A 20,194-nucleotide genomic window follows, 5' to 3' on the forward strand; every position below is an offset into this window, starting at 1 on the left:
CGTGGCATGTCTGTGTTATTTCTGTGAAGAAATTACGTGAAGCCTAGGTGCTACACGGAAGCAGATGGTGAAAAGGAGGGAACAGCATGGCGAAAGTTACTGGAGAGGCACTGGATATGGCAATCGAGCAGGCGGATCAGCCCACATTCAAGGACTATGTCACCCTAGCAAAAATGGGGATCGTCCGTGCCAATCTGATTACGGTCTTCGCAGGGTATGTCGTGGCGGCATCGTACATAACGGATGATGTCCTATTGTATCTATGGCAAACCAAGTGGATGTTACTGTGGACGCTTCTCGGGAGTGGATTAGTCATTGCCGGAAGTTGCTACCTCAATAACTACATTGACCGGGACATCGATTATAAGATGGAACGGACGATGGGAAGACCAAGCGTTACTGGGAAGATGGATGGACAGCGAATACTCGCGCTAGGACTCGGGATTCTTGCGACCGGTACGGTATTGTTGTTGATCGTCAACCATGTGGCGGCAGTGTTCGGATTGATCGGATCATTCGTTTACGTCGTGATTTATACGATGTGGTTAAAGCGAACACACACGATCAATACAGTCGTAGGTGGTATATCAGGAGCTGTGCCACCAATCATTGGATTTGCGGCAGTCACTCCGACGCTTCACATTGATGCGTGGATTTTATTCCTCATCATGTTCGTGTGGCAACCACCACATTTCCTCGCACTCGCGATGCGACGGACAGAGGAGTATCGGGCAGCAGGTATCCCGATGTTACCTGTCGTAAACGGATTCGCGATCACGAAACGACAAATTGTATGGTGGATTGCAGTACTTATTCCATCATCACTCCTCTTAGCACACTATGGCATCATCTACATGATCGTCATGGCATTGCTCGGTGGATATTGGCTCTATATGGGACTGAAAGGTCTGAAGATCCAAGATGAACAAGCCGAAATCAAATGGGCGTCGAAGATGTTCTTCTTCTCACTGTTTTATTTCACGGCTTGGATCGTGACGGTCGTACTCGTTTCTTTCTAAAACGATTTGACATAATTCACGTACACCATTACGAAAGACAAAATTGGGGACAAAGAAAGTGGGGATGGTTGTGAAAAAATCAGTAAAAATGCTCTTCCGGCTTCTTCCAATCGGCTTGATGGCACTCATGTTATCAGGTTGTGGAATTCCGGAATTGTCTGCGCTACAGCCTCGCGGAGAAGGCGCTGAAATGCAACTTGAGATCATCAAGCTTAGCTTGTGGGTCATGTTGTTCGTCCTTGCGATCGTAGCCGTCATTTATATTTACGTACTTATGAAATTCCGTCGTAAATCAGGTGATAACACGGTTCCGAAGCAAGTCGAAGGGAACCACACGCTTGAAATCATCTGGACAGTTATTCCGATCCTTCTCTTGATCGTTCTTGCAATTCCGACGATCAAAACAACGGTTGAACTTGCGGATGCAAAAGAAGCGAAGAAAAACGAACAAATCAACGTTACAGCGAACCTTTACTGGTGGGAATTCGAATATCCAGACAAAGGTGTTTCGACAGGACAAGAACTTGTCATCCCAGTCGGTAAACGTGTTGCGGTTAACTTGACGTCTAAAGACGTCATTCACTCATTCTGGGTACCGGCTCTTTCTGGTAAGACAGATACAAACCCAGGTCTTGATAACGAAATGTGGTTACAAGCAAAAGAAGCAGGCACGTACTACGGTAAGTGTGCCGAGTTGTGTGGTCCTTCTCACGCATTGATGGACTTTAAAGTCGTTGCGATGGAGCAGGATGACTATGACAAATGGTTGAAAGACATGAAATCTGCAAAAGAAGCAGAAACAAAACAGCTTGATAAAAAGAATGAAAAGAACTGGACGACTGGTGAGCAAGTCTACGCCCAGAACTGTCTCAGCTGTCATGGCGGCGGGAAAGTCGCACCTAGCTTGACGAACTTCGGTGATCGTCAGCGTATCGCGGGTTACCTCAAGCATGATAAAGAAAACCTCGAAAAATGGATTCGCGATCCACAAAAAGAGAAACAAGGTACAAAAATGCCTGGATTCTCTGAAGATAAGATCAGCGATGAAGAATTGAGCGAATTGGCAGATTATCTATTGGACAAAAAGCTCCAATAATTTTTTAAGGGGGAATCATAGTGGGGACACATACTATGGGTATGCCGCAGAAAAAAAGCGGCATCATGGACTGGCTAACGACAGTCGACCATAAGAAAATCGGGATTCTCTACATCATCTCTGGATTGTTCTTCCTTCTAGTTGGTGGCGTAGAAGCCCTAATGATTCGTTTTCAATTGATTAAACCGATGAACGATTTCGTCAGCGGTGAACTTTTTAACCAATTGATCACGATGCACGGTACGACGATGATCTTCTTGGCAGCGATGCCGATGTTGATCGGTTACATGAACGCAGCAGTACCGCTTCAAATCGGAGCACGCGATGTTGCGTTCCCATTCTTAAATGCACTTGGTTTTTGGTTGTTCTTCTTTGGTGGAGTCTTACTGAACCTTTCATGGTTCTTCGGCGCTGCGCCAAACGCAGGTTGGACAGCTTACGCACCACTCTCGACAGTACCAGAGTCGCTTGGTGTTGACTTCTACTCACTCGGGTTACAGATTTCTGGTTTCGGTACACTTATGGGGGGGATCAACTTCCTCGTTACGATTTTGAACATGCGTGCACCAGGTATGAAACTGATGCGGATGCCGCTCTTCACATGGACAGCATTCGTTGCTTCTGCCTTGATCGTTTTCGCATTCCCACCACTTACGGTTGGATTGTTCCTCTTGACGTTCGAGCGACTCTTCGGAGCGCATTTCTTTGACCCGGCAGCGGGCGGGAACATCGTCATCTGGGAACACCTCTTCTGGATCTTCGGTCACCCGGAAGTTTACATCTTGATTTTACCGGCATTCGGTATCTTCTCTGAAATCATCCCTACGTTTGCTCGTAAACGTCTCTTCGGATACACGACGATGGTCTTTGCGACGATGTTGATCGGTTTCCTCGGATTCATGGTATGGGTTCACCACATGTTCACAGTCGGTCTCGGTCCGGTTGCGAACGCGATCTTCGCAGTAGCGACGATGGCGATCGCTGTACCGACAGGGGTCAAGATCTTCAACTGGCTCTTTACGCTATGGGGCGGGAAGTTGACGTTCCCAGTCGCGATGCTTTATTCGGTCGCCTTCATTCCATCATTCCTTGTTGGTGGTATGACAGGGGTCATGCTTTCAGTAGCACCTGCCGATTATCAGTACCACGACAGTTATTTCGTCGTTGCCCACTTCCACTACGTTATCGTTGGTGGGGTCGTCTTTGGTCTCTTCGCAGGTCTTTACTACTGGTTCCCACTCATGTTCGGGAAACAACTCAACGAGTTCTGGGGTAAAATTCAATTCTGGTTGTTCTTCATCGGCTTCCATTTGACATTCTTCCCACAACATATTCTTGGTCTTACAGGTATGCCACGTCGTGTCTTCACGTACTTGCCAAACCAAGGCTGGGAAACAATGAACTTACTTTCTTCAATCGGTGCAGCCTTCATGGGTGTGTCGACGATCATTCTCGTCATCTCGATCGTTGCCGCATTGATGTCAAAAGAATATGTAAAACGCGACGTATGGGGCGATGGACGTACGCTTGAGTGGACACTTCCTGTTCCAACTCCAGAATACAACTTCGCACAAATTCCACTCGTCAAAGGTTTAGATACGTACTGGCTCGAAAAAATGGCAGGTAACAAAACAGTCTCTGTTTCGGAAGAAGTCGGTGATATCCACATGCCGAACAACTCGATCTTGCCGTTCGTTATGTCAGTCGGTCTGTTCCTTGCAGGTCTTGGATTCATTCTTCGCCTAGATTACGGTACTGTCGGTCTGGTCATTGCCTTGATCGGTCTTGCGATGACATTCATCGCGATGTTCTTCCGTTCTTGGATCGACGATGAAGGATACTACATCCCGAAATCAGTCGTCGAAGAAGATCTACGCCTTGAAGCAGAAAAGGAGGCGAAGTAAGATGGGTCATCATTCAGTACCAAACAACCCGATCACGGGTATTCCGGATCATGTTGAAAAAGCAACACTTGAGGGTAAGAATAAATATGTAGCCTTCTGGTTCTTCCTTGGAGGAGAGACGACTTTGTTCGCCTCTCTCTTCGGAACATACATCGGACTTCATAACTCCGGTGCTAAAGAAGGTCTACGCAGTTATGACATCTTCGAAATGGGTCTCGTCTTCATCATGACGATGCTCCTCTTGACAAGTTCGTTGACAAGTGTTCTTGCGATGATGGCGATGAAACGTAATGATGTCAAGAAGATGAAAATGTGGTTGATTATCACACTTGTTCTTGGACTAGCATTCTTAGCGGGTGAGATTTATGAGTTCAATCACTACTACCACATCGGTCATACATTCACGTCGAGTGCATTTGGTTCTGCCTTCTACACTCTCGTCGGTTTCCACGGTGCGCACGTCTTATTCGGTCTTCTTTGGATCTCGACATTGCTCATCCGCAACTGGAACCGTGGCATCACGGTCGTGAATGCGCCGAAGTACTATGTTTCAAGTCTTTACTGGCACTTCATTGACGTCGTCTGGGTCTTTATCTTCTCAGTCGTCTACCTCATGGGGATGGTGAAATAAGATGGAAAAACACGAACCGCAACTTACGCGCAATCAAATCGAGCTTGAGATGAAAGCAGAACGTGGTCGTGAGACACAACTGCAACTCATCAGTTTCGCACTCATGATTTTCTTGACGCTCATCGCTTTCGGTGCTGTCATGGCTGATCTCATGCCGCACTGGGCAGCTGGCGGCTTCCTGATCATCATGGCAATCGTTCAGGTTTACCTTCAGCTTTACATGTTCATGCATATGAACAATAAAGGCAACACATGGATCAAAGTCATGATGGGTCTTGGCATCTTCGTCGCCTTGACGATCGTCGCGACACTCCGTCTGTTGATCTGGTAAGAAATGTGACCATTCTGCTAACGTTTAGCAGGATGGTCTTTTATTTTGGAATCGTTTTATGAGAAACCTTTACAATGAAATAGGGGAACGGTAATCTTAGTTTGTAAGAGAAAGGAACGGGGTGAAGAAATATGTTAGGCAATTTAAGGGGAGCACTTTCGCAATTCGAATGGACTGTCTTATGGAGTCCATATTATGCGTTGATACTCGTTGGATTGTATATCCTATATGCTGTCGTGACAGAAAAGCTGCGTCGTCCGGACGAGCCGGAAACAACGCTTGGGCAAAAGTTTTCGATGCTCGCGGCATTGATCGTTTTTTACATCGGTTTTGGAAGTCCGTTAGACCTGCTAGCACATATCACGTTCTCAGCACACATGCTGCAGATGGTATTCGTCTATATGGTCGCACCGCCGCTCTTGTTGATTGCACTACCAGAGTGGCTTTATAAGCGCTTGTTCAATATACCGTATCTTGGGAGGATTCTTCGTTTCTTCGTCAAGCCGTTGATTGCACTCGTCGTCTTTAATGCCTTGTTTACGTTTTATCATATGCCATTTATTTTTGATTATGTCCTGACGAACTATACCGTTCACCGTCTGTTCCATGGAACACTTATTTTCTTGAGCATGACGATGTGGTATCCGATCATTGCACCCGTCAACGAAAACGATAGTTTGTCTGACCTGAAGAAGATGGTCTATATCGTCGCGAACGGTGTGTTGTTGACACCTGCCTGTGCCTTCATGATCTTCAGTCAAAGTTTTCAGTATCAAGCGTATCAGGATCCGGCAACATTCGCGAAAGTACTCGCTTACTGTATGCCTAACAATGATTTAAGCGGATTGAACCTGGAACGATTGCTCGGAACGACAGATGACTTATTAGAGGACCAACGCTTTGGTGGTGTCCTCATGAAGCTCGGTCAAGAACTCGTGTATGGTCTATTCTTCGGACTGACCTTCTTTACATGGGTGCGCCGTTCAAAAAGTACTGCCGTGGATGAAGGCATGTCCTTCACACCAAAAGCGGATTAAATTGGAGGAAGTTGGAACATGAGTTATTTGCCGTTGATTTGTGTATCGCTGATTGTCATCAGTGCGATTTTCGTAGCGATTGGCTGGTTTTTGATCGCCCAAACGCGTCGTAACATGAAAGCTCACCAAACCGTGATGACGATTGCAGCTGCACTCGCTTTATTATTCTTCATCATGTATGCCTTGCGGACGATTCTGCTCGGCAACACAGCCTTTGGCGGTCCAGAGTCTGTCAAAGCCTACTACACAGGATTCTTGATCTTCCACATCCTTCTTGCGACATCAGGTGGGGTGCTCGGTTTGATGGCACTCTATCACGCGTATAAGAAGAACTTTGCACGTCACCGTAAAATCGGACCAGTTGCTTCGATCATTTGGTTTTTGACGGCCATCACCGGTGTGATCGTGTATTGCTTATTATATGTCGTCTACGATCCGGGTGAGACGACGAACGTATTCCGGGCGATCTGGAGTCATTAAGGGGGAGCCAACTTGAAAAAGAACAGTTACTTGACGGTCGCTGCCGTCGTCCTCATCTTAGTTGCGGCAGCCGGGGGATATTATTATTTCTTCATGAAAGAAAAGTTACCTGTCATCGCTGAACCGACGCCATTTGAATTAACGAATGCCGTAGACGGAAAATCATTCAATTCAGAAGACGGAAAAGTCAAAGTGTTGACGTTCTTCTACTCGAACTGTCCTGATATTTGTCCGCTGACATTGAATGATTACCGAAAGCTTGAGAAGAAGCTTCGGAGTGAAGAGTTATACGGAAATGACGTCGAACTCGTCGCTGTGACGGTTGATCCAAAAGTGGATACACCGAAAGTCCTGAAAAAGTATGCTTCGAACTTTGAAGCGGATGCTAAAGGATGGAAAGTATTGACGGGAGATCCAGTCGTCATCGATCGTCTGACACGTCAGTTGAATTTCTATTACTCAAAAGCTGAGAGTGGCTTAGTGACTCACGGAACACAAATGTTCATTTTGGACCGTGAGAATAAAGTACGGGCGATCTCTTCGATGGCGAAGACGCCGGATGAACCGGTCGACTTAGAAGAGGTCATGTCTTCGGTCACACAATTAGCAAAGGAGTGAAGGTAGATGACTTATGAAGAGTACTTGCAAGGAGATGTTACCGTCTCTATTCAAGCCATCGAGGAATTACTTGCTTGTGCGATCGAGGATTATGGAATCCATCACTCCCGGATCAAACGGATGGACCGGGAAGAGATTGCATTTAGCGTAAAGGTCAATGCACCGGCAACGTCACTTCACGCGCTTTATCTTCATGTACGCGAGCAGCTTGGGATTCAGCTCGGAGACGATGTCGTATCTTATGTACAATTCGTCGCGCGTTAAAAGCGGTTTCGCGCGTATTAAAGAATAACAATCAGGTGGACAGAACAGCTAATGATTTCGTGGATGATGCGAGGTCGTTAGCTTTTTTGTTTGGAATGAAGAACAAAAAATAGAGGCTCCTTAATTTGGAACCTCTACGTGTGGATCTTATTTTTCGAGTGTTTCGAGCAATGCTGCTAAACGACGTTCGCAGTCCTTGACGATTTCCGGAGGGAACGTCTCATCATACTCGACACCGTGTGGATAGTAGTGTTTCCCTAGAAGTGGTGTCATCATACGGACGACAGCATGGCGGTCTTCAATCTCGCCTTGGATCGCATAGACAGGAACACGGAGATAGAATACTTCGCCTGTTGATTGTTTTTCGTATTTCATGTCGTACATCGCACGTTCGTAATCCCATTGTCCTTCGCGAACGAAACGGTGATGATCCATAATTGTTTCAAGAAGACCGAACTTCAGTTCCTTGCCTTCGATGCCATATTGTTCAAACTTCATGTTTGAATCCCCCTATACCCCAGTTTGCTAGTAGATACTAGTCTTTCCAAACTATCATACCATAATGAATGAAACGATGACGTAAAAGTTGTGAAGTCATTTTGAAGAATTCATGAACTTCCGTATTTTCGTTCAACGTACTCAAGGATCGTATCTGGTGCATGAATGCCGAGGTGATTAAGTCCTTCACCACCAAAGAAGACGTTGAACTCGAGAACGTACCATTGTCCGTCGCGGATGATAAGATCAAAACCAGCGTGATCGATATCAAGCTGTTTCGCAAGCGCGAGCACGAAATCAATTGCACCTTGTGGCACATCATCGAAATCAAGGACGCCACCTTGAGCAACGTTATTTAAGAACTGTGCACCACCGACGCGCCAATACGCAGCGAGGACTTGATCACCGACGACGACGACACGTAAATCCTTTTCGTTCGGAATGTACTCTTGGATGTAGAACGTCTCGTGGGTATCCGTGTATTTCTTCCAGTCCGCTTCGTTTTTGATGAGATGGACACCTTGCCCCATCGAGCTACGGACTGTCTTAGCGACGAACGGAAACGAAAATTCACGTAAGACTCGATCGACCGTGAACTCATTTTTCCCGTAGATGCCTGTTCGAGGGATATTATCCGGAATGACGGTCTGAAAAATCCGAGTCATCTCAATCTTGTCATGACCTAGGTGGAACGTAGCAGCAGATGGAAAAATCGGCTTCTTCATTCCATAGATGATCGAGTGGATTTGCCAGTATTCCGGGAACAAGACGACATCCGCCTGTTCAATCTTTTTCAAGGAATCAAAGTGATAATCTGATTTGGCATGTTCCGTCTTGATTCCAATCGTCCGGAACATATTAAAAGAGAGCAGTTGCATAAAGTTCATTCCTTCCTTCTGAACAAATTATACACAATTCAACGGGCTAGGAGGGAGAGAAATGTTATGATAAGATGGTAAAGTTAAGGAGGAGATTCGTTGTGATATATACCGATAAGACGATTGACCTCATCAACGCAGCGGAAGACCTCATTCGATCTCTCGCTCAAAGTGAAACGGGGCAAGCATATAGATGTGCGAAACAAGCACAGCAAGAGTCAGTAGAGGCACAGACTGTCATTCGCGATTTTCATCAAGTCAAGGAAGACTACGAACTCGTACAACGATTCGGACGATATCACCCTGACTATCAGACGATCACGAAAAAGGTCCACGAAGTCAAACGGCGACTTGATTTACAAGAAGAAGTCGCGCAGTTTAAAAAAGCGGAAAAACAACTCGAGACGTTACTCGGGCAAATCAGTCTGAAGCTCGCTGGAGAAGTATCACCGCAAATCAAAGTACCAACGGGGAATCCATTCTTTGATCAAGGATGTGCCGGAGGCTGTTCAACCGGTGGCAGCTGCAGCTGTAGCGGATAACGAAGATGAAGGGGGTAGGCTGGCGTGATCAAGGAACGAGTGGGACTCATCGTCTATGTCAATGCGATGAAAGCATCCCGTCAATTGCGCCGTTACGGGAACGTCTACTTTACGTCTAAACGTGAACGATACGTTCATCTGTATGTCGATTTAGATCAGCATGAACAGGTGATGGAAGTCATTTCGACTCTCCCGTTCGTCGAATCGATCAAACGATCAGAACGACCGTTCATCACGGAGACGTTCGCGAACAAAAAAGGAAAAATGCAAGAAGAAGCATAATCCATGGAGCGATGAGGACATCCTCGTCGCTTCTTTGTTGAAAGGAATGAAGGAAATGCGAGTCATTTCAGGAGAACGGAAGGGAACACGGTTAAAGGCTGTTCCAGGCGATCAGACACGACCGACGACGGATAAAGTAAAAGAATCGTTATTCAACGTCATCGGTCCTTATTTCAACGGAGGGCGAGCGCTTGATTTGTTTGCCGGTAGCGGAGGTCTCGGCATCGAGTCTCTTTCAAGAGGATGCGATGAGGCGGTATTCGTCGACCAACACCATAAAGCTATCCAGACCATTCAAGATAACCTACGGACGACACACTACACGGATCAAGCACGTGTGTTGAAAAAAGATGTTACGATCGCCTTGACGGAACTAGCCTCCGAAAAGCCGTTTAAATTGATTTATTTAGACCCACCCTATGCAAAAGAACGATTGACGGAACACGTCACGTACATAGAGCAACACGACATGCTGACAGACAATGGTGTCATCGTGTGTGAACATGACTCTGCTGTTGTATTACCGGACCGAATCGGACGGCTAGAGGTCGTTCGTCGACTTCGTTATTCCGCTGTCATCTCAATCACGTTATATGAATTCATGGAAGCGGAGGAAGACCACGTATGAAACGAATCGCCATTTGCCCAGGGAGCTTTGATCCAATCACGAACGGACATTTAGACATCATTGAGCGGGCTGTTCCGATTTTTGATGAGATCATCGTTGCCGTATTGAACAATTCTTCGAAGCAACCGCTCTTTTCTGTTGAGGAACGGATGGAGTTGATTGCAGATGTGACGTCGCATCTACCACATATCAAGGTCGATTCCTTCAATGGATTGCTTGTCGATTATGCGGAGGAAGTCGGCGCAACTGCAATCGTCCGCGGACTACGAGCGGTCTCGGACTTTGAGTATGAAATGCAGGTCGCATCCATCAACAAAAAGATGAATGATCAAATCGAGACACTGTTCATGATGACGAACAATCAATATTCCTTCTTAAGTTCTTCGATCGTCAAGGAAGCAGCTAAATACGGGGCTTCCGTCGTTGATCTCGTACCGCCATCCGTTGAAGAGGCGCTACGTCAGAGATATACGAGAGGAGAACTGTGATGAAAGCTTGGAAACCGGCCTTAGCAGCGGTCATTGCTGCCTTGCTCGTGTTTTTCGTGCCACTTCCGTATTTCATCTCCTATCCAGGTGATGCGACATCGACGGAAGATTTGATTGATGTGTCTGGGGGGGACAAGGAGCCAGGCGATTTGATGATGCTGACGATCGCCCAACGTCGGGCAACCCCTTACTTCCTCGTAGAAAGCCTCTTCCTGCCGTTTTCTGAAACATCTAGTGTAAGTGATTATTTGTACGACGGTGAGTCAGACGCACAGTATGAAACACGTCAGAAACTATACATGGAAGAAGCACAACATAATGCGACGATCGAGGCCTATGAATTAGCTGATAAAAAGGTCGATATCGACTTTAAAGGAGTTTACGTGTCCGGTGTCATTCCAGGAGGTCCAGCCGAAGGAAAACTAAAGGCTGGGGACCGAATCACGGGCGTCGACGGAAAACCGATTACGTCGTTTGACGGATTCATGAAGACGATTCAATCGAAAAAAGCAAAAACAGCTGTTCCAATTCAGTTCACGCGTAAATCGGAAATCAAGAAGACGACGATTCGGGTGGATCAGTTGTCGAAAGAAGTCAAACGTGTCGGACTTGGTATTTATGAACCATTACCGATCTCAAACGTAACGACGGACCCCACTATTAAGTTTCAGATTGAGGATGTCGGTGGTCCTTCTGCCGGGATGATGTTCACGCTTGAAATCTATGATCAATTGACGCCGGGTGATTTGGCGAAAGGACATAAGATTGCCGGTACAGGGACGATTGAAGAAGGTGGTAAAGTTGGACCGATCGGTGGAGCGTGGCAAAAGGTCGTCGCTGCTGACGAGGCAGAAGCTGAAATCATGTTCGTACCAGCAGGAGAGAACTACAAAGAAGCAAAACCATCCATTAAAAAACTCGGAACGAACATGAAGCTCGTTCCGATCAAGACAGTTGAAGATGCGATTGATTATTTAGAAGAACTTCCAGCGAAATAAGGAAAACGACGGTGTTCGAGCAACGCGTCGTAGCGAGCCAAGGGCAGTGCGTATGCAGCTGTCACTTGGCTTTCTTTCGTTAGCCAAGGATGGCTCGTGAAGGTACTTAAAACAGGGACACGCGTTTTAATACTCTTAAGTGCCAGTCGTCCTTGTTCTGAAAAAGCGAGGGGGCGAACGAAATCAACATGGTCATAATCAATCCGTGCGATCTCTTCCGTTGTCGTTGAAGTCAACAGATAGACAAGGGCACGCTGCAGGCTCGTACGCGTATAACGACGTGTTTTGACGTGATTTAAAAAGAAATCGAACGTCTCTGCTTGTTTGGCACTTTCAATGAGACGAGGAGCTAGTGAAGCATCAATTCCGGCGATTCGTATCAACTCAGATACGGGAGTCGTCAATAGGCGTTGTCGAATCCATGGATAATAGTGCGAAAAATGAGCGAAAGAGGCGTTTGTCAGGACGTCCTCCGTCTGTTCGGGAAGTGCGAGCAGCTGACCGTGCGTCTGGTAATGGGCGCGTATCGCAGTGGCGCTCATGATAGCTCCGGTTGATAGGTCATGATAGCCACTTCCAATTCGTTTGGTCGTATGAAGCAAAACGGTCTTCGCGGCGCGAGCATAATAATAACCAAGTGTATTGTTCGGTTGTGTCAAATCAAGCGTCTGTGAGACACTCTTGAACGCTTGACTAGCAGCATGAGCAGAAGAAAGACCAGCTGTTAATCCGTCACGTAACGCTTGCTTATATGCAGGAATCTCTTCAATTTGTTCCGCTGCCGCATGCAAAAAGGGATGGATGTCTCCACATTCGCTTCCGAACGAAAGCGACTCACAACCGATCGTTTCAGCGATCGTCACCCCACCGAGCGCAAACCGATCTGCGCGTTGGACGGCAAAATAAAAGGGGAGTTCAAGAACGAGATCAACGGCACCACTTGCGACTGCTGCTTGAGCACGTGTCCATTTGTCTGTAAAAGCGGGCTCCCCACGTTGCATGAACGTCCCGCTCATGATGGCGACGATGACGTCGGCATCTGTTTCCCGTCGTGCTGTCGTCGCTTGATAATAGTGTCCATTATGAAACGGATTGTACTCTGAAATGATAGCTGTCATCCTCATGAAAACTTTCTCCTTTGCAAACCGAATTAAGTGCGGTAATATGGATAAAGACGTCCAAAAGTGTTCGTTCTCTAGCGATTTCAGTGTAAAGAAAAAACATTGACAAAACAAGATGTCCTCTCTATAATTCATATTGTTGCAATTGAGGTGATTCGGATGAAATGGTCCCTGATGCAATTGAATAAATTGCGCAATCTGGGTCAACTTCAGGTTAACGAGACGATCGAGCTCAATGAGCTAGTCGCCCTCCATCCGGATATCCGGGCGGTGCAACCTGTGCACGTTCGTGCAAATGCATCGTTTACATCGAATCAATTAATATTCAATCTCCGGATTACCGGCGAAATGACGCTTCCGGATGCCCGGACGCTAAATGACGTCGCTTATCCATTCGAGATTGAATCCATCGAGCCATTCCTGCTCGAGGTTGATGCTGTTTCGAACGAAGCAGATGACATCAACGTGCCGATCGGGAATACGGTCGATCTTCGACCGCTCGTGCAAGAATTGATTTTACTTCATGTGCCAGTGCAAGTGCATGGGGATGATGAAGAGAATCAGTTGGTTGAGGGGGAAGGCTGGACGATTCTTTCTGAAGAGGATCCAGAGGAAACCGAACCAAAAATCGATCCGCGACTCGCGGGTCTCGCTCAGTTCTTTAAAAAAGATCAGGATTCCTGATTTCTGAAGTAAAGGCGAGTGTATTTTTTCAAGGAGGTGGACAACGATGGCAGTACCATTCCGCAGAACGTCGAAAACACGCAAACGTCTTCGCCGTACTCATTTCAAACTCCGTGTACCAGGTATGGTCGAGTGCCCAAACTGTGGTGAAATGAAACTTTCACACCGTGTTTGTAAAGCATGTGGCTCGTACAAAGGTAAAGAAATCGTCAGCAAGTAAGCTGATTGATCGGTATAAAAGCGACCTTCGAATCGAGAAATCGGTTTTGGGGTCGCTTTTTTCATGAAAGGGGAAATGATGAAGATGAACGTTGGAATCATTGGCGCGGGAGCCATCGGTTTATTGTTTGCCTCTTATTTATCGGAAGAGCATGCAGTCACGCTCTATACTCGACAAGAACAAGAAGAGGAACGTTCGATCATTCGCGATGGACAGGCAAGTCGACTTGTACGAATCCGGAAGATTGATCGACTCGAGTCAGAAGACTTGGTGTTTGTAGCGACAAAGTCGTATGATATAAAAAGTGTGATTCCATTCCTCAAACGGCTGACGTGTCCCGTCATGTTCCTGCAAAATGGAATGGATCATTTGAAATGGAAAGAGCAATTGCCGCAAGTCTTATTCGGTGTCGTCGAACATGGAGCCATGCGCACTGCGCCGTTTGAAGTCAGGCATACTGGACAAGGACGCATCCGCTACGGAAATCAAGAAATTTCGAACTTGTCGTCAATACAGCTCCGTTTTGAATTCGAGTCGGATATGGAAGCGGTCTTATTGACGAAACTGTTCATCAACGTCGTCATCAATCCAGTGACGGCATATTACGGTGTTGAGAATGGCTCCTTGTTAGAAATGCCTTATCGACAAGAAGCACGTCAATTATTTGACGAAATGCAGACGATTTTTCCGAATCATAGCATTACTTATTCCGAAATCGAGCGAATCATGGAGAACACGAGTAAAAATCGTTCTTCGATGTTACGAGATCTTGAGCAAGGACGCCAAACAGAAGTGGAACCGATACTTGGATACGCGTTACGTCAGGCGACGACTGCGACGCCACGTTTATCTTTTTATTATGAACAGATCAAACAGAGGGAGGGTCCGCAGTGACGGTCTTCATCATTTTTCCTTTATTCAGCCTACTTGCGTTGTATCTCATCTTTTTACTTCTGTTTCGAAAACACGGGAAGGCAGTCCGATTCGCACTCGACGTTGGGACATTCATTGTTCTATATGCCATTCATGTCGCATTGATTGCCTTGACCGGAACAAATTACTTAGGATGGATCGTCATCGTCGTGTTGGTAGTGTTTGCGTTGAACGCGCTCTGGCAACGGATTCGGCAACTTGATGTCGATTTAAGACAAATGATTCGGCACAGTTGGCGGATCATCATCTTGCTAGCGTTACCCGTTCATTTCGTGTTGTTCGTGCTCGGTATACGTCAACTGTTCATCAGCTGACGAGTTAGGTAAGAAAGAAGGGATTTTGTTTGAAGGTACAACCATTTGAAGCCTTATATGATGACAACTCGCTGATGCATCGTGCTTCACGAGAAGAATTCTTAACATATGTCGATCACCTCGGAACGAGTGGTTTAGCGTCGAGAAGCCGCTTACTTGAAGAGCGTCACTATCCGCATCTTGCGGCGCTAACGGACGAACTCGAACGCCAAAATCCAAATATGACGGAGCGATTGCGGGAGCGTGTCGCGAAACTTCGTACAGGTGAGGCACAAGCTGTGGTCACAGGGCAACAAACCGGCATCTTTGGCGGACCATTATATGCCATCTATAAACTGTTGACCTGTCTTAAGGTCGCGCAGCAGGCGGAAGCGACACTTGATCGCCCTGTCGTTCCGATTTTTTGGCTCGCGACCGAAGATCACGATTTTGATGAGATCAATCATGTTTATGTTCCGACAGCAGATTTTCAAACGCGAAAAATCGCAGTCTCCCCTGCGGAAACGATTGCCCGCTCGGTCAGTCGCTTGTCTTTTGATCAGCCGGCACTTCTAGAAATCATTGAAGAAACGTTCCGGGCAATGCCGGAGACGATCCACACGAAACGATTAGTTGCGAGGCTGAAACAACTCGTTGAAGAATGTAGATCGTATGGCATGTTTTTCTCACAATTAATCGGCGAATTGATCGATTTCGATATCGTCTTCTTTGATGCTGATACACACCCTGTCCGTGAACTCGAGATTCCGTTTTTTGAACGATTGATTCAAGACAATGCGGAATTCAGACAGGCATTGACGGACGGAATAACACAGACGAAAGAATTACCCGACACATTCTTGAACGAGGAGGCCGCGCATCTTTTCATCGATGATCACGGTCGTCAGTTGCTTTATCCGACAGCAAGCGGATTTGAGACGAAACAAGGGAAGCAGTATACAGAACTTGAATTGATCGCGTTACTGTACGCCAGTCCGGAACGATTCTCAAACAGTGTCGTGACCCGACCATTGATGCAGGATTATCTGTTCCCGACGCTTGCCTACATTGGTGGACCGGGAGAATTAGCTTACTGGATGCGCTTACGCCCACTGTTTCACCATCTGAAGTGGACGATGCCGTTATTGATCCCTCGTATGGGCGGATTACTCGTGCGTCATAGCGATGAAAAACGGCTTATGAAACTCGACGTGTCGCTCGAAGAGATCGTCCGGTCAGGCGTTCCGATTCCCGTCTATTCGGAAGAGCAGATGACAGGGCGCCTGCAGACGGCAGCGATGCTGAAAGATAGCTTCGTCTCCGAGTTTCTTTCGCTCGAACATCAGCTACTGCGAACTTCGAGTAAGAGTGAGAAAATCAAGAAACAACTCGAACAATCGATTGCTAGTTTGTTAGCAGAAGATCGACGTCAATTTGATCGACAGACGCGACAGTATAAAGAAACGGCCTATCATTTGCTACCGGATGGAGCGCCACAAGAAAGGATTCACTCCATCTTACCGTGGTTGAATCATCATGGTCCTGATTTTGTTCGGGACTTAAGGAACGCTTATGAGGCAAATGCGGCTGAACAACTGAAAATTTTCCTTTAAACCTGCTGAAACAAGCAGGTTTTTTTGATTTTTTAGCGAAAATTACACAAAAGTTAAATAAATCAAGGAAACTGTCTCATTTTCGTAACGTTTTCATGAGAGAATGTGATACATTGAAAAAGAGTAACGTCCTTCAAGGACAGTGAAAGGTGAGGCAGGACATGTTTGAGCATGAAACGGTATTGAAATGGGAGTCAATCGAAGGACTCGCGATTAAACCCGACGGTATTTACGTCGATTGTACATTAGGTGGAGCAGGACATAGCGAAGAGATCGTCAAACAACTGACGACAGGTCATCTATACGCATTTGATCAAGATGATGTCGCCCTTGCTCATGCAGCAGAACGTCTCGCGGCGTATGAAGGTCGCTTTACTTTAATAAAGAGTAATTTTGCTTATCTAAAAGAGCAATTAGCAGCACATGGCGTCGAGAAAGTAGACGGCATCTTATTCGATCTTGGTGTCTCTTCACCACAATTAGACGAAGGGGAACGGGGATTTAGTTACAATCACGATGCACGTCTTGACATGCGTATGGATCAATCTTCTCCACTTTCTGCCTACGAAGTCGTCAATGAATGGTCTTACAATGATCTCGTACGTATCTTCTTTACATACGGGGAAGAGAAGTTCTCAAAACAAATTGCACGCAAAATCGAAAAAGCGCGGGAAGAGCAACCGATTGAGACGACGTTCGAACTCGTCGAATTGATCAAGGATGCGATTCCAGCACCAGCACGACGTAAAGGTGGTCACCCTGCGAAACGGACGTTCCAAGCGATCCGAATCGCCGTCAATGACGAATTGAACGTCTTTGACCGTGCGGTACACCAAGCAATTGATGTGTTACGGGTTGGTGGACGTTTATGTGTCATTACGTTCCATTCACTTGAAGATCGTATGTGTAAACAGGCGATCAAAGAAAAATCATCACTACCGGAGCTTCCACCGGGATTGCCGATGATACCGGTCGAGATGGAACCCGAACTCCGACTCGTCACACGCAAGCCGATTACAGCTGGTGTCGAAGAGCTGGATGATAATCGTCGCGCTCGATCGGCAAAATTACGAATCGCTGAAAAAATGAAAGAATCTTGAGAGGAGCATTCCAATGGCAGAACCACTTCGTAAATCGGTCCAAACGGTTCAACCCGTTCGTCAACAACCTGTTCAGGAACCACGGAAGACGGAAGATATCGCACGTCGCGTCGCCGTCCGTCCGAAGTATCGCTTGTATCCCTTTGAAAAATTCTTATACAGTGCGATGATTGGTGGTCTTGTGTTATTTGGGAGTTTGACGATCAGTACGCACAACGAGGCGTACAATGTCAGTCGTGACTTAGCGAAAGAAAACCAAGTCACACAGTCACTCAAAAAAGAAAATGAACGTTTACAACTAGAGGTCACGAACTTAAGCTCTCCGGAACGGATTTATAAGATTGCAAAAGAACAGGGTCTTGATATGCGTAAAGGGAACATCAAGGTGATTCCTAAATGAATCCACTGAAAAAATCCCGTTGGAGAGTAGCCTTTATCATGGTGATATTTGCTACTCTCTTTTTTGTGTTTATTGGCAGATTTTTATACTTAGCGACAACCAAACAATTCCATGGGGAAGATATGATTGCCTATGCTGAGAAAAAGCGATGGGAGTCCCAGGAGACGCTTGGGGCAGAACGCGGTGAAATTTTTGACCGTCTCGGTTCTCCAATCGCCATTAATGTTCCGTCGTATCACCTGATTGGTATTTACCGACTAGGTGGCGTCAAGGATCCGGATGAGACGATCGTCGACTTCAAAAAGACGGCTGAAGGTCTTGCGCCGATACTTGGAATGACGACGAAGGAACTGGAAACCTATTTGATTGAGAACAAAGAACGTTCGCAAATCGAATTCGGGAAAAAGGGAAATGACTTAACACTCGATCAAAAAGAGAAGATCGACAAGTTAAAACTCCCTGGAATTCGGATGATCGAAGAGCCAAAACGATACTATCCGAACGGTATCTTCTTGTCCGATACACTCGGATTCGTCCAAAAGATCACCGAGGAGAATGGTCGTGTCGCGTTACAGGGACAAATGGGGATCGAAAAACAGTATGATAATGCCTTGAGTGAGTCTTACGGTGCACGCGTCTTTGAGAAAGACCGGAGTGGTAATCCGTTGATCCAAGGTTCTTCACGTGTCTCGAATGAACCGAAGGACGGATCAAATCTGTACTTGACAATCGATCATCGCATTCAACAGTCGCTTGAGAAACAGATGCAAAAAATGTACAACACGTATAAGCCGAAAAACGCAACGGGTATCGTCATGGATGCGAAGACTGGTGAAATCCTTGCCATGGCGGATCGACCATCGTTCAACCCGAATTTACGTGATATGAAAGATTTTACGAACTTCGCCGTATCCTCACGATTCGAACCGGGTTCAACGATGAAGATTTTTACGCTTGCAGCAGCGATTGATGCTGGAGTCTTCCGTCCGAACGAGAAGTATAAATCGGGTAGCTATAATTACAAAGGAACGGTCATCAAGGATTACAATGATGTTGGTTGGGGCACAATTCCGATGATCGAGGGCGTCTATCACTCCTCGAACGTCATGTTCTCGAAGTTGACAGCAGAAAAACTTGGGATCGAACGGTATAAAGAATACTTTAAGAAGTTTCATTTTGACCAACGAACGGGTATAGACATCTCGGGAGAAGTAAACAGTCAGTCTGATTTGTCAAAACCGCTGAATGCGCTCATCACTTCATGGGGACAATCAACTGCAGTCACACCAATGCAATTACTCCAAGGGGCAACAGCAATTGCCGGTGACGGTGAAATGGTCAAACCGCATATCATCCAAAAAGCCGATCATACGGATAAAGCACCGTACCGAGCGAAAACAGAAGTCGTCGGTAAGCCAATTTCGGCAGAAGCGGCCAAAGCGACGCGGGATGCACTGGACGGTGTCGTCAACAGTAAAATCGGAACGGGTCAAATGTACAAGTTGAAAGACTACCGTGTCATCGGTAAGACCGGTACAGCTCAAATTTCTGAGAACGGAAAATACATTCAAGGAAAATTCATTCACTCGTTCATCGGCATGGCACCAAAAGATGATCCGGAATTGATCATGTACATCGCGGTCGATCGTCCGTCAAAAAATGAATCATCGGTTTCAGGACCACTCATCATGAGTCCGGTGTTCAAAAGTGTCATGAATACAGCATTACAGTACCGGAGCATTCAACCGGAAACGCAAAAAGATTCGGTGGATGTCAAAGCGAAGATTACGCCGAGCTATATCAAGAAGAGCGCTCGACAAGCAACGGATTTGGCGAAAGAACAAGAAGCTGTTCCAATCATCCTTGGGGATGGAGCGGAGGTCGTTTCGCAGATTCCGTCTCGTGGTCAAGAATTCGTCAGTGGAGAACGTGTCTTGCTGAAGACAGCGAACACATTTAAGATGCCGAATCTGACGGGGTGGTCGCAGCGAGACGTCAAAAAGCTCGTCAGCTTATATGACTTGAAGCTCGATGTCATCGGTAAAGGTTTTGTAACCAAACAATCAGCTCGAACTGGTACACTAGTGAAGGAAAATGGAAAGTTGACGGTCGAACTAGCTGAACCTAAAGAATAAC

General features: G+C 46.4%; 25 protein-coding genes. 22 read left to right on the top strand and 3 right to left on the bottom strand.

Annotation, left to right across the window (positions count from 1 at the left end; all coding sequences use genetic code 11):
* Nucleotides 1–86 precede the first annotated feature (86 nt).
* From cyoE to Q9R23_RS02925, 9 genes are all read left to right on the top strand, one after another.
* Nucleotides 87–1,019, top strand: a complete 933-nt coding sequence (cyoE, locus tag Q9R23_RS02885) for a heme o synthase (protein ID WP_214854635.1) — start codon at nucleotides 87–89, stop codon at nucleotides 1,017–1,019.
* A 64-nt stretch (nucleotides 1,020–1,083) separates the two neighbouring features.
* Entirely contained in the window at nucleotides 1,084–2,115 is a 1,032-nt protein-coding gene (gene coxB / locus Q9R23_RS02890; RefSeq protein WP_081780348.1) for a cytochrome c oxidase subunit II, read from the top strand.
* Nucleotides 2,116–2,150: 35 nt separating this feature from the next.
* Nucleotides 2,151–4,019 carry a cytochrome c oxidase subunit I gene (gene ctaD, locus Q9R23_RS02895; RefSeq protein ID WP_052018991.1) on the top strand — a complete coding sequence of 623 codons (1,869 nt, stop codon included), beginning with the start codon at nucleotides 2,151–2,153 and terminating at the stop codon, nucleotides 4,017–4,019.
* A 1-nt stretch (nucleotide 4,020) separates the two neighbouring features.
* Nucleotides 4,021–4,650 carry a cytochrome (ubi)quinol oxidase subunit III gene (locus Q9R23_RS02900; protein ID WP_029342161.1) on the top strand — a complete coding sequence of 210 codons (630 nt, stop codon included), beginning with the start codon at nucleotides 4,021–4,023 and terminating at the stop codon, nucleotides 4,648–4,650.
* A gap of 1 nt (nucleotide 4,651) precedes the next feature.
* Entirely contained in the window at nucleotides 4,652–4,981 is a 330-nt protein-coding gene (locus tag Q9R23_RS02905; RefSeq protein WP_029342160.1) for a cytochrome C oxidase subunit IV family protein, read from the top strand.
* 131 nt (nucleotides 4,982–5,112) lie between these two features.
* On the top strand, nucleotides 5,113–6,018 hold the full coding sequence (gene ctaG, locus Q9R23_RS02910) for a cytochrome c oxidase assembly factor CtaG (RefSeq protein WP_214854632.1): 906 nt from the start codon (nucleotides 5,113–5,115) through the stop codon (nucleotides 6,016–6,018).
* A gap of 18 nt (nucleotides 6,019–6,036) precedes the next feature.
* Nucleotides 6,037–6,498 carry a DUF420 domain-containing protein gene (locus tag Q9R23_RS02915; RefSeq protein WP_311246381.1) on the top strand — a complete coding sequence of 154 codons (462 nt, stop codon included), beginning with the start codon at nucleotides 6,037–6,039 and terminating at the stop codon, nucleotides 6,496–6,498.
* Nucleotides 6,499–6,510: 12 nt separating this feature from the next.
* On the top strand, nucleotides 6,511–7,116 hold the full coding sequence (locus tag Q9R23_RS02920; protein ID WP_050677540.1) for an SCO family protein: 606 nt from the start codon (nucleotides 6,511–6,513) through the stop codon (nucleotides 7,114–7,116).
* A 6-nt stretch (nucleotides 7,117–7,122) separates the two neighbouring features.
* On the top strand, nucleotides 7,123–7,380 hold the full coding sequence (locus Q9R23_RS02925; RefSeq protein ID WP_214854629.1) for a hypothetical protein: 258 nt from the start codon (nucleotides 7,123–7,125) through the stop codon (nucleotides 7,378–7,380).
* 147 nt (nucleotides 7,381–7,527) lie between these two features.
* On the opposite strand, the gene Q9R23_RS02930 is transcribed toward Q9R23_RS02925, so the two are convergent.
* Entirely contained in the window at nucleotides 7,528–7,878 is a 351-nt protein-coding gene (locus tag Q9R23_RS02930) for a YugN family protein (RefSeq protein WP_035406760.1), read from the bottom strand.
* Nucleotides 7,879–7,988: 110 nt separating this feature from the next.
* Entirely contained in the window at nucleotides 7,989–8,756 is a 768-nt protein-coding gene (locus Q9R23_RS02935) for an ATP-grasp domain-containing protein (protein WP_231496837.1), read from the bottom strand.
* 101 nt (nucleotides 8,757–8,857) lie between these two features.
* Between Q9R23_RS02935 and Q9R23_RS02940 the strand changes: the two genes are divergently transcribed.
* The 5 genes from Q9R23_RS02940 to Q9R23_RS02960 are packed head-to-tail and all read left to right on the top strand — an operon-like array spanning nucleotide 8,858 to nucleotide 11,694.
* Nucleotides 8,858–9,298 (top strand): YlbF/YmcA family competence regulator, encoded by a 441-nt coding sequence (locus Q9R23_RS02940; protein ID WP_311246382.1) that lies wholly within the window; start codon nucleotides 8,858–8,860, stop codon nucleotides 9,296–9,298.
* Nucleotides 9,299–9,322: 24 nt separating this feature from the next.
* Nucleotides 9,323–9,580: a YlbG family protein gene (locus Q9R23_RS02945; protein WP_035406768.1), complete on the top strand. Its 258-nt coding sequence runs from the start codon at nucleotides 9,323–9,325 to the stop codon at nucleotides 9,578–9,580.
* Nucleotides 9,581–9,626: 46 nt separating this feature from the next.
* Nucleotides 9,627–10,208: a 16S rRNA (guanine(966)-N(2))-methyltransferase RsmD gene (gene rsmD / locus Q9R23_RS02950; protein WP_214854627.1), complete on the top strand. Its 582-nt coding sequence runs from the start codon at nucleotides 9,627–9,629 to the stop codon at nucleotides 10,206–10,208.
* Nucleotides 10,205–10,696 carry a pantetheine-phosphate adenylyltransferase gene (coaD, locus tag Q9R23_RS02955; RefSeq protein WP_214854625.1) on the top strand — a complete coding sequence of 164 codons (492 nt, stop codon included), beginning with the start codon at nucleotides 10,205–10,207 and terminating at the stop codon, nucleotides 10,694–10,696. The genes rsmD and coaD overlap by 4 nt, the downstream gene beginning before the upstream one ends.
* Nucleotides 10,696–11,694: a SepM family pheromone-processing serine protease gene (locus Q9R23_RS02960; RefSeq protein ID WP_290782779.1), complete on the top strand. Its 999-nt coding sequence runs from the start codon at nucleotides 10,696–10,698 to the stop codon at nucleotides 11,692–11,694. Before coaD ends, Q9R23_RS02960 begins: the two co-directional genes overlap by 1 nt.
* Here Q9R23_RS02960 and Q9R23_RS02965 read toward each other — a convergent pair.
* Nucleotides 11,667–12,818: a tRNA(Met) cytidine acetate ligase gene (locus Q9R23_RS02965; RefSeq protein ID WP_311246383.1), complete on the bottom strand. Its 1,152-nt coding sequence runs from the start codon at nucleotides 12,816–12,818 to the stop codon at nucleotides 11,667–11,669. The two genes, Q9R23_RS02960 and Q9R23_RS02965, sit on opposite strands and share 28 nt — an antisense overlap.
* 156 nt (nucleotides 12,819–12,974) lie before the next feature.
* On the opposite strand from Q9R23_RS02965, the gene Q9R23_RS02970 reads away from it, so the two are divergent.
* The 8 genes from Q9R23_RS02970 to Q9R23_RS03005 all read left to right on the top strand — a co-directional run bounded on the left by Q9R23_RS02970 (nucleotide 12,975) and on the right by Q9R23_RS03005 (nucleotide 20,193).
* On the top strand, nucleotides 12,975–13,499 hold the full coding sequence (locus tag Q9R23_RS02970) for a YceD family protein (RefSeq protein WP_023468813.1): 525 nt from the start codon (nucleotides 12,975–12,977) through the stop codon (nucleotides 13,497–13,499).
* A gap of 46 nt (nucleotides 13,500–13,545) precedes the next feature.
* Nucleotides 13,546–13,719 carry a 50S ribosomal protein L32 gene (rpmF, locus tag Q9R23_RS02975; RefSeq protein WP_012370841.1) on the top strand — a complete coding sequence of 58 codons (174 nt, stop codon included), beginning with the start codon at nucleotides 13,546–13,548 and terminating at the stop codon, nucleotides 13,717–13,719.
* A gap of 84 nt (nucleotides 13,720–13,803) precedes the next feature.
* Nucleotides 13,804–14,613 (top strand): ketopantoate reductase family protein, encoded by an 810-nt coding sequence (locus Q9R23_RS02980; RefSeq protein WP_290782781.1) that lies wholly within the window; start codon nucleotides 13,804–13,806, stop codon nucleotides 14,611–14,613.
* Complete coding sequence (locus Q9R23_RS02985) at nucleotides 14,610–14,966, top strand: DUF3397 family protein (RefSeq protein WP_035406782.1); 357 nt, start codon at nucleotides 14,610–14,612, stop codon at nucleotides 14,964–14,966. Before Q9R23_RS02980 ends, Q9R23_RS02985 begins: the two co-directional genes overlap by 4 nt.
* A 29-nt stretch (nucleotides 14,967–14,995) precedes the next feature.
* Nucleotides 14,996–16,558, top strand: coding sequence for a bacillithiol biosynthesis cysteine-adding enzyme BshC (gene bshC, locus Q9R23_RS02990; RefSeq protein ID WP_311246384.1), 1,563 nt, complete (start codon nucleotides 14,996–14,998; stop codon nucleotides 16,556–16,558).
* A 161-nt stretch (nucleotides 16,559–16,719) separates the two neighbouring features.
* Entirely contained in the window at nucleotides 16,720–17,658 is a 939-nt protein-coding gene (rsmH, locus tag Q9R23_RS02995; RefSeq protein ID WP_056062348.1) for a 16S rRNA (cytosine(1402)-N(4))-methyltransferase RsmH, read from the top strand.
* A gap of 13 nt (nucleotides 17,659–17,671) precedes the next feature.
* Entirely contained in the window at nucleotides 17,672–18,058 is a 387-nt protein-coding gene (gene ftsL, locus Q9R23_RS03000) for a cell division protein FtsL (RefSeq protein ID WP_023468808.1), read from the top strand.
* Nucleotides 18,059–18,180: 122 nt separating this feature from the next.
* Nucleotides 18,181–20,193 (top strand): penicillin-binding protein, encoded by a 2,013-nt coding sequence (locus Q9R23_RS03005; RefSeq protein ID WP_231496838.1) that lies wholly within the window; start codon nucleotides 18,181–18,183, stop codon nucleotides 20,191–20,193.
* The last annotated feature ends 1 nt before the right edge of the window (nucleotide 20,194 follow it).

Source organism: Exiguobacterium sp. BRG2 (assembly GCF_031844245.1).
In the GTDB taxonomy this organism is placed as follows: domain Bacteria; phylum Bacillota; class Bacilli; order Exiguobacteriales; family Exiguobacteriaceae; genus Exiguobacterium_A.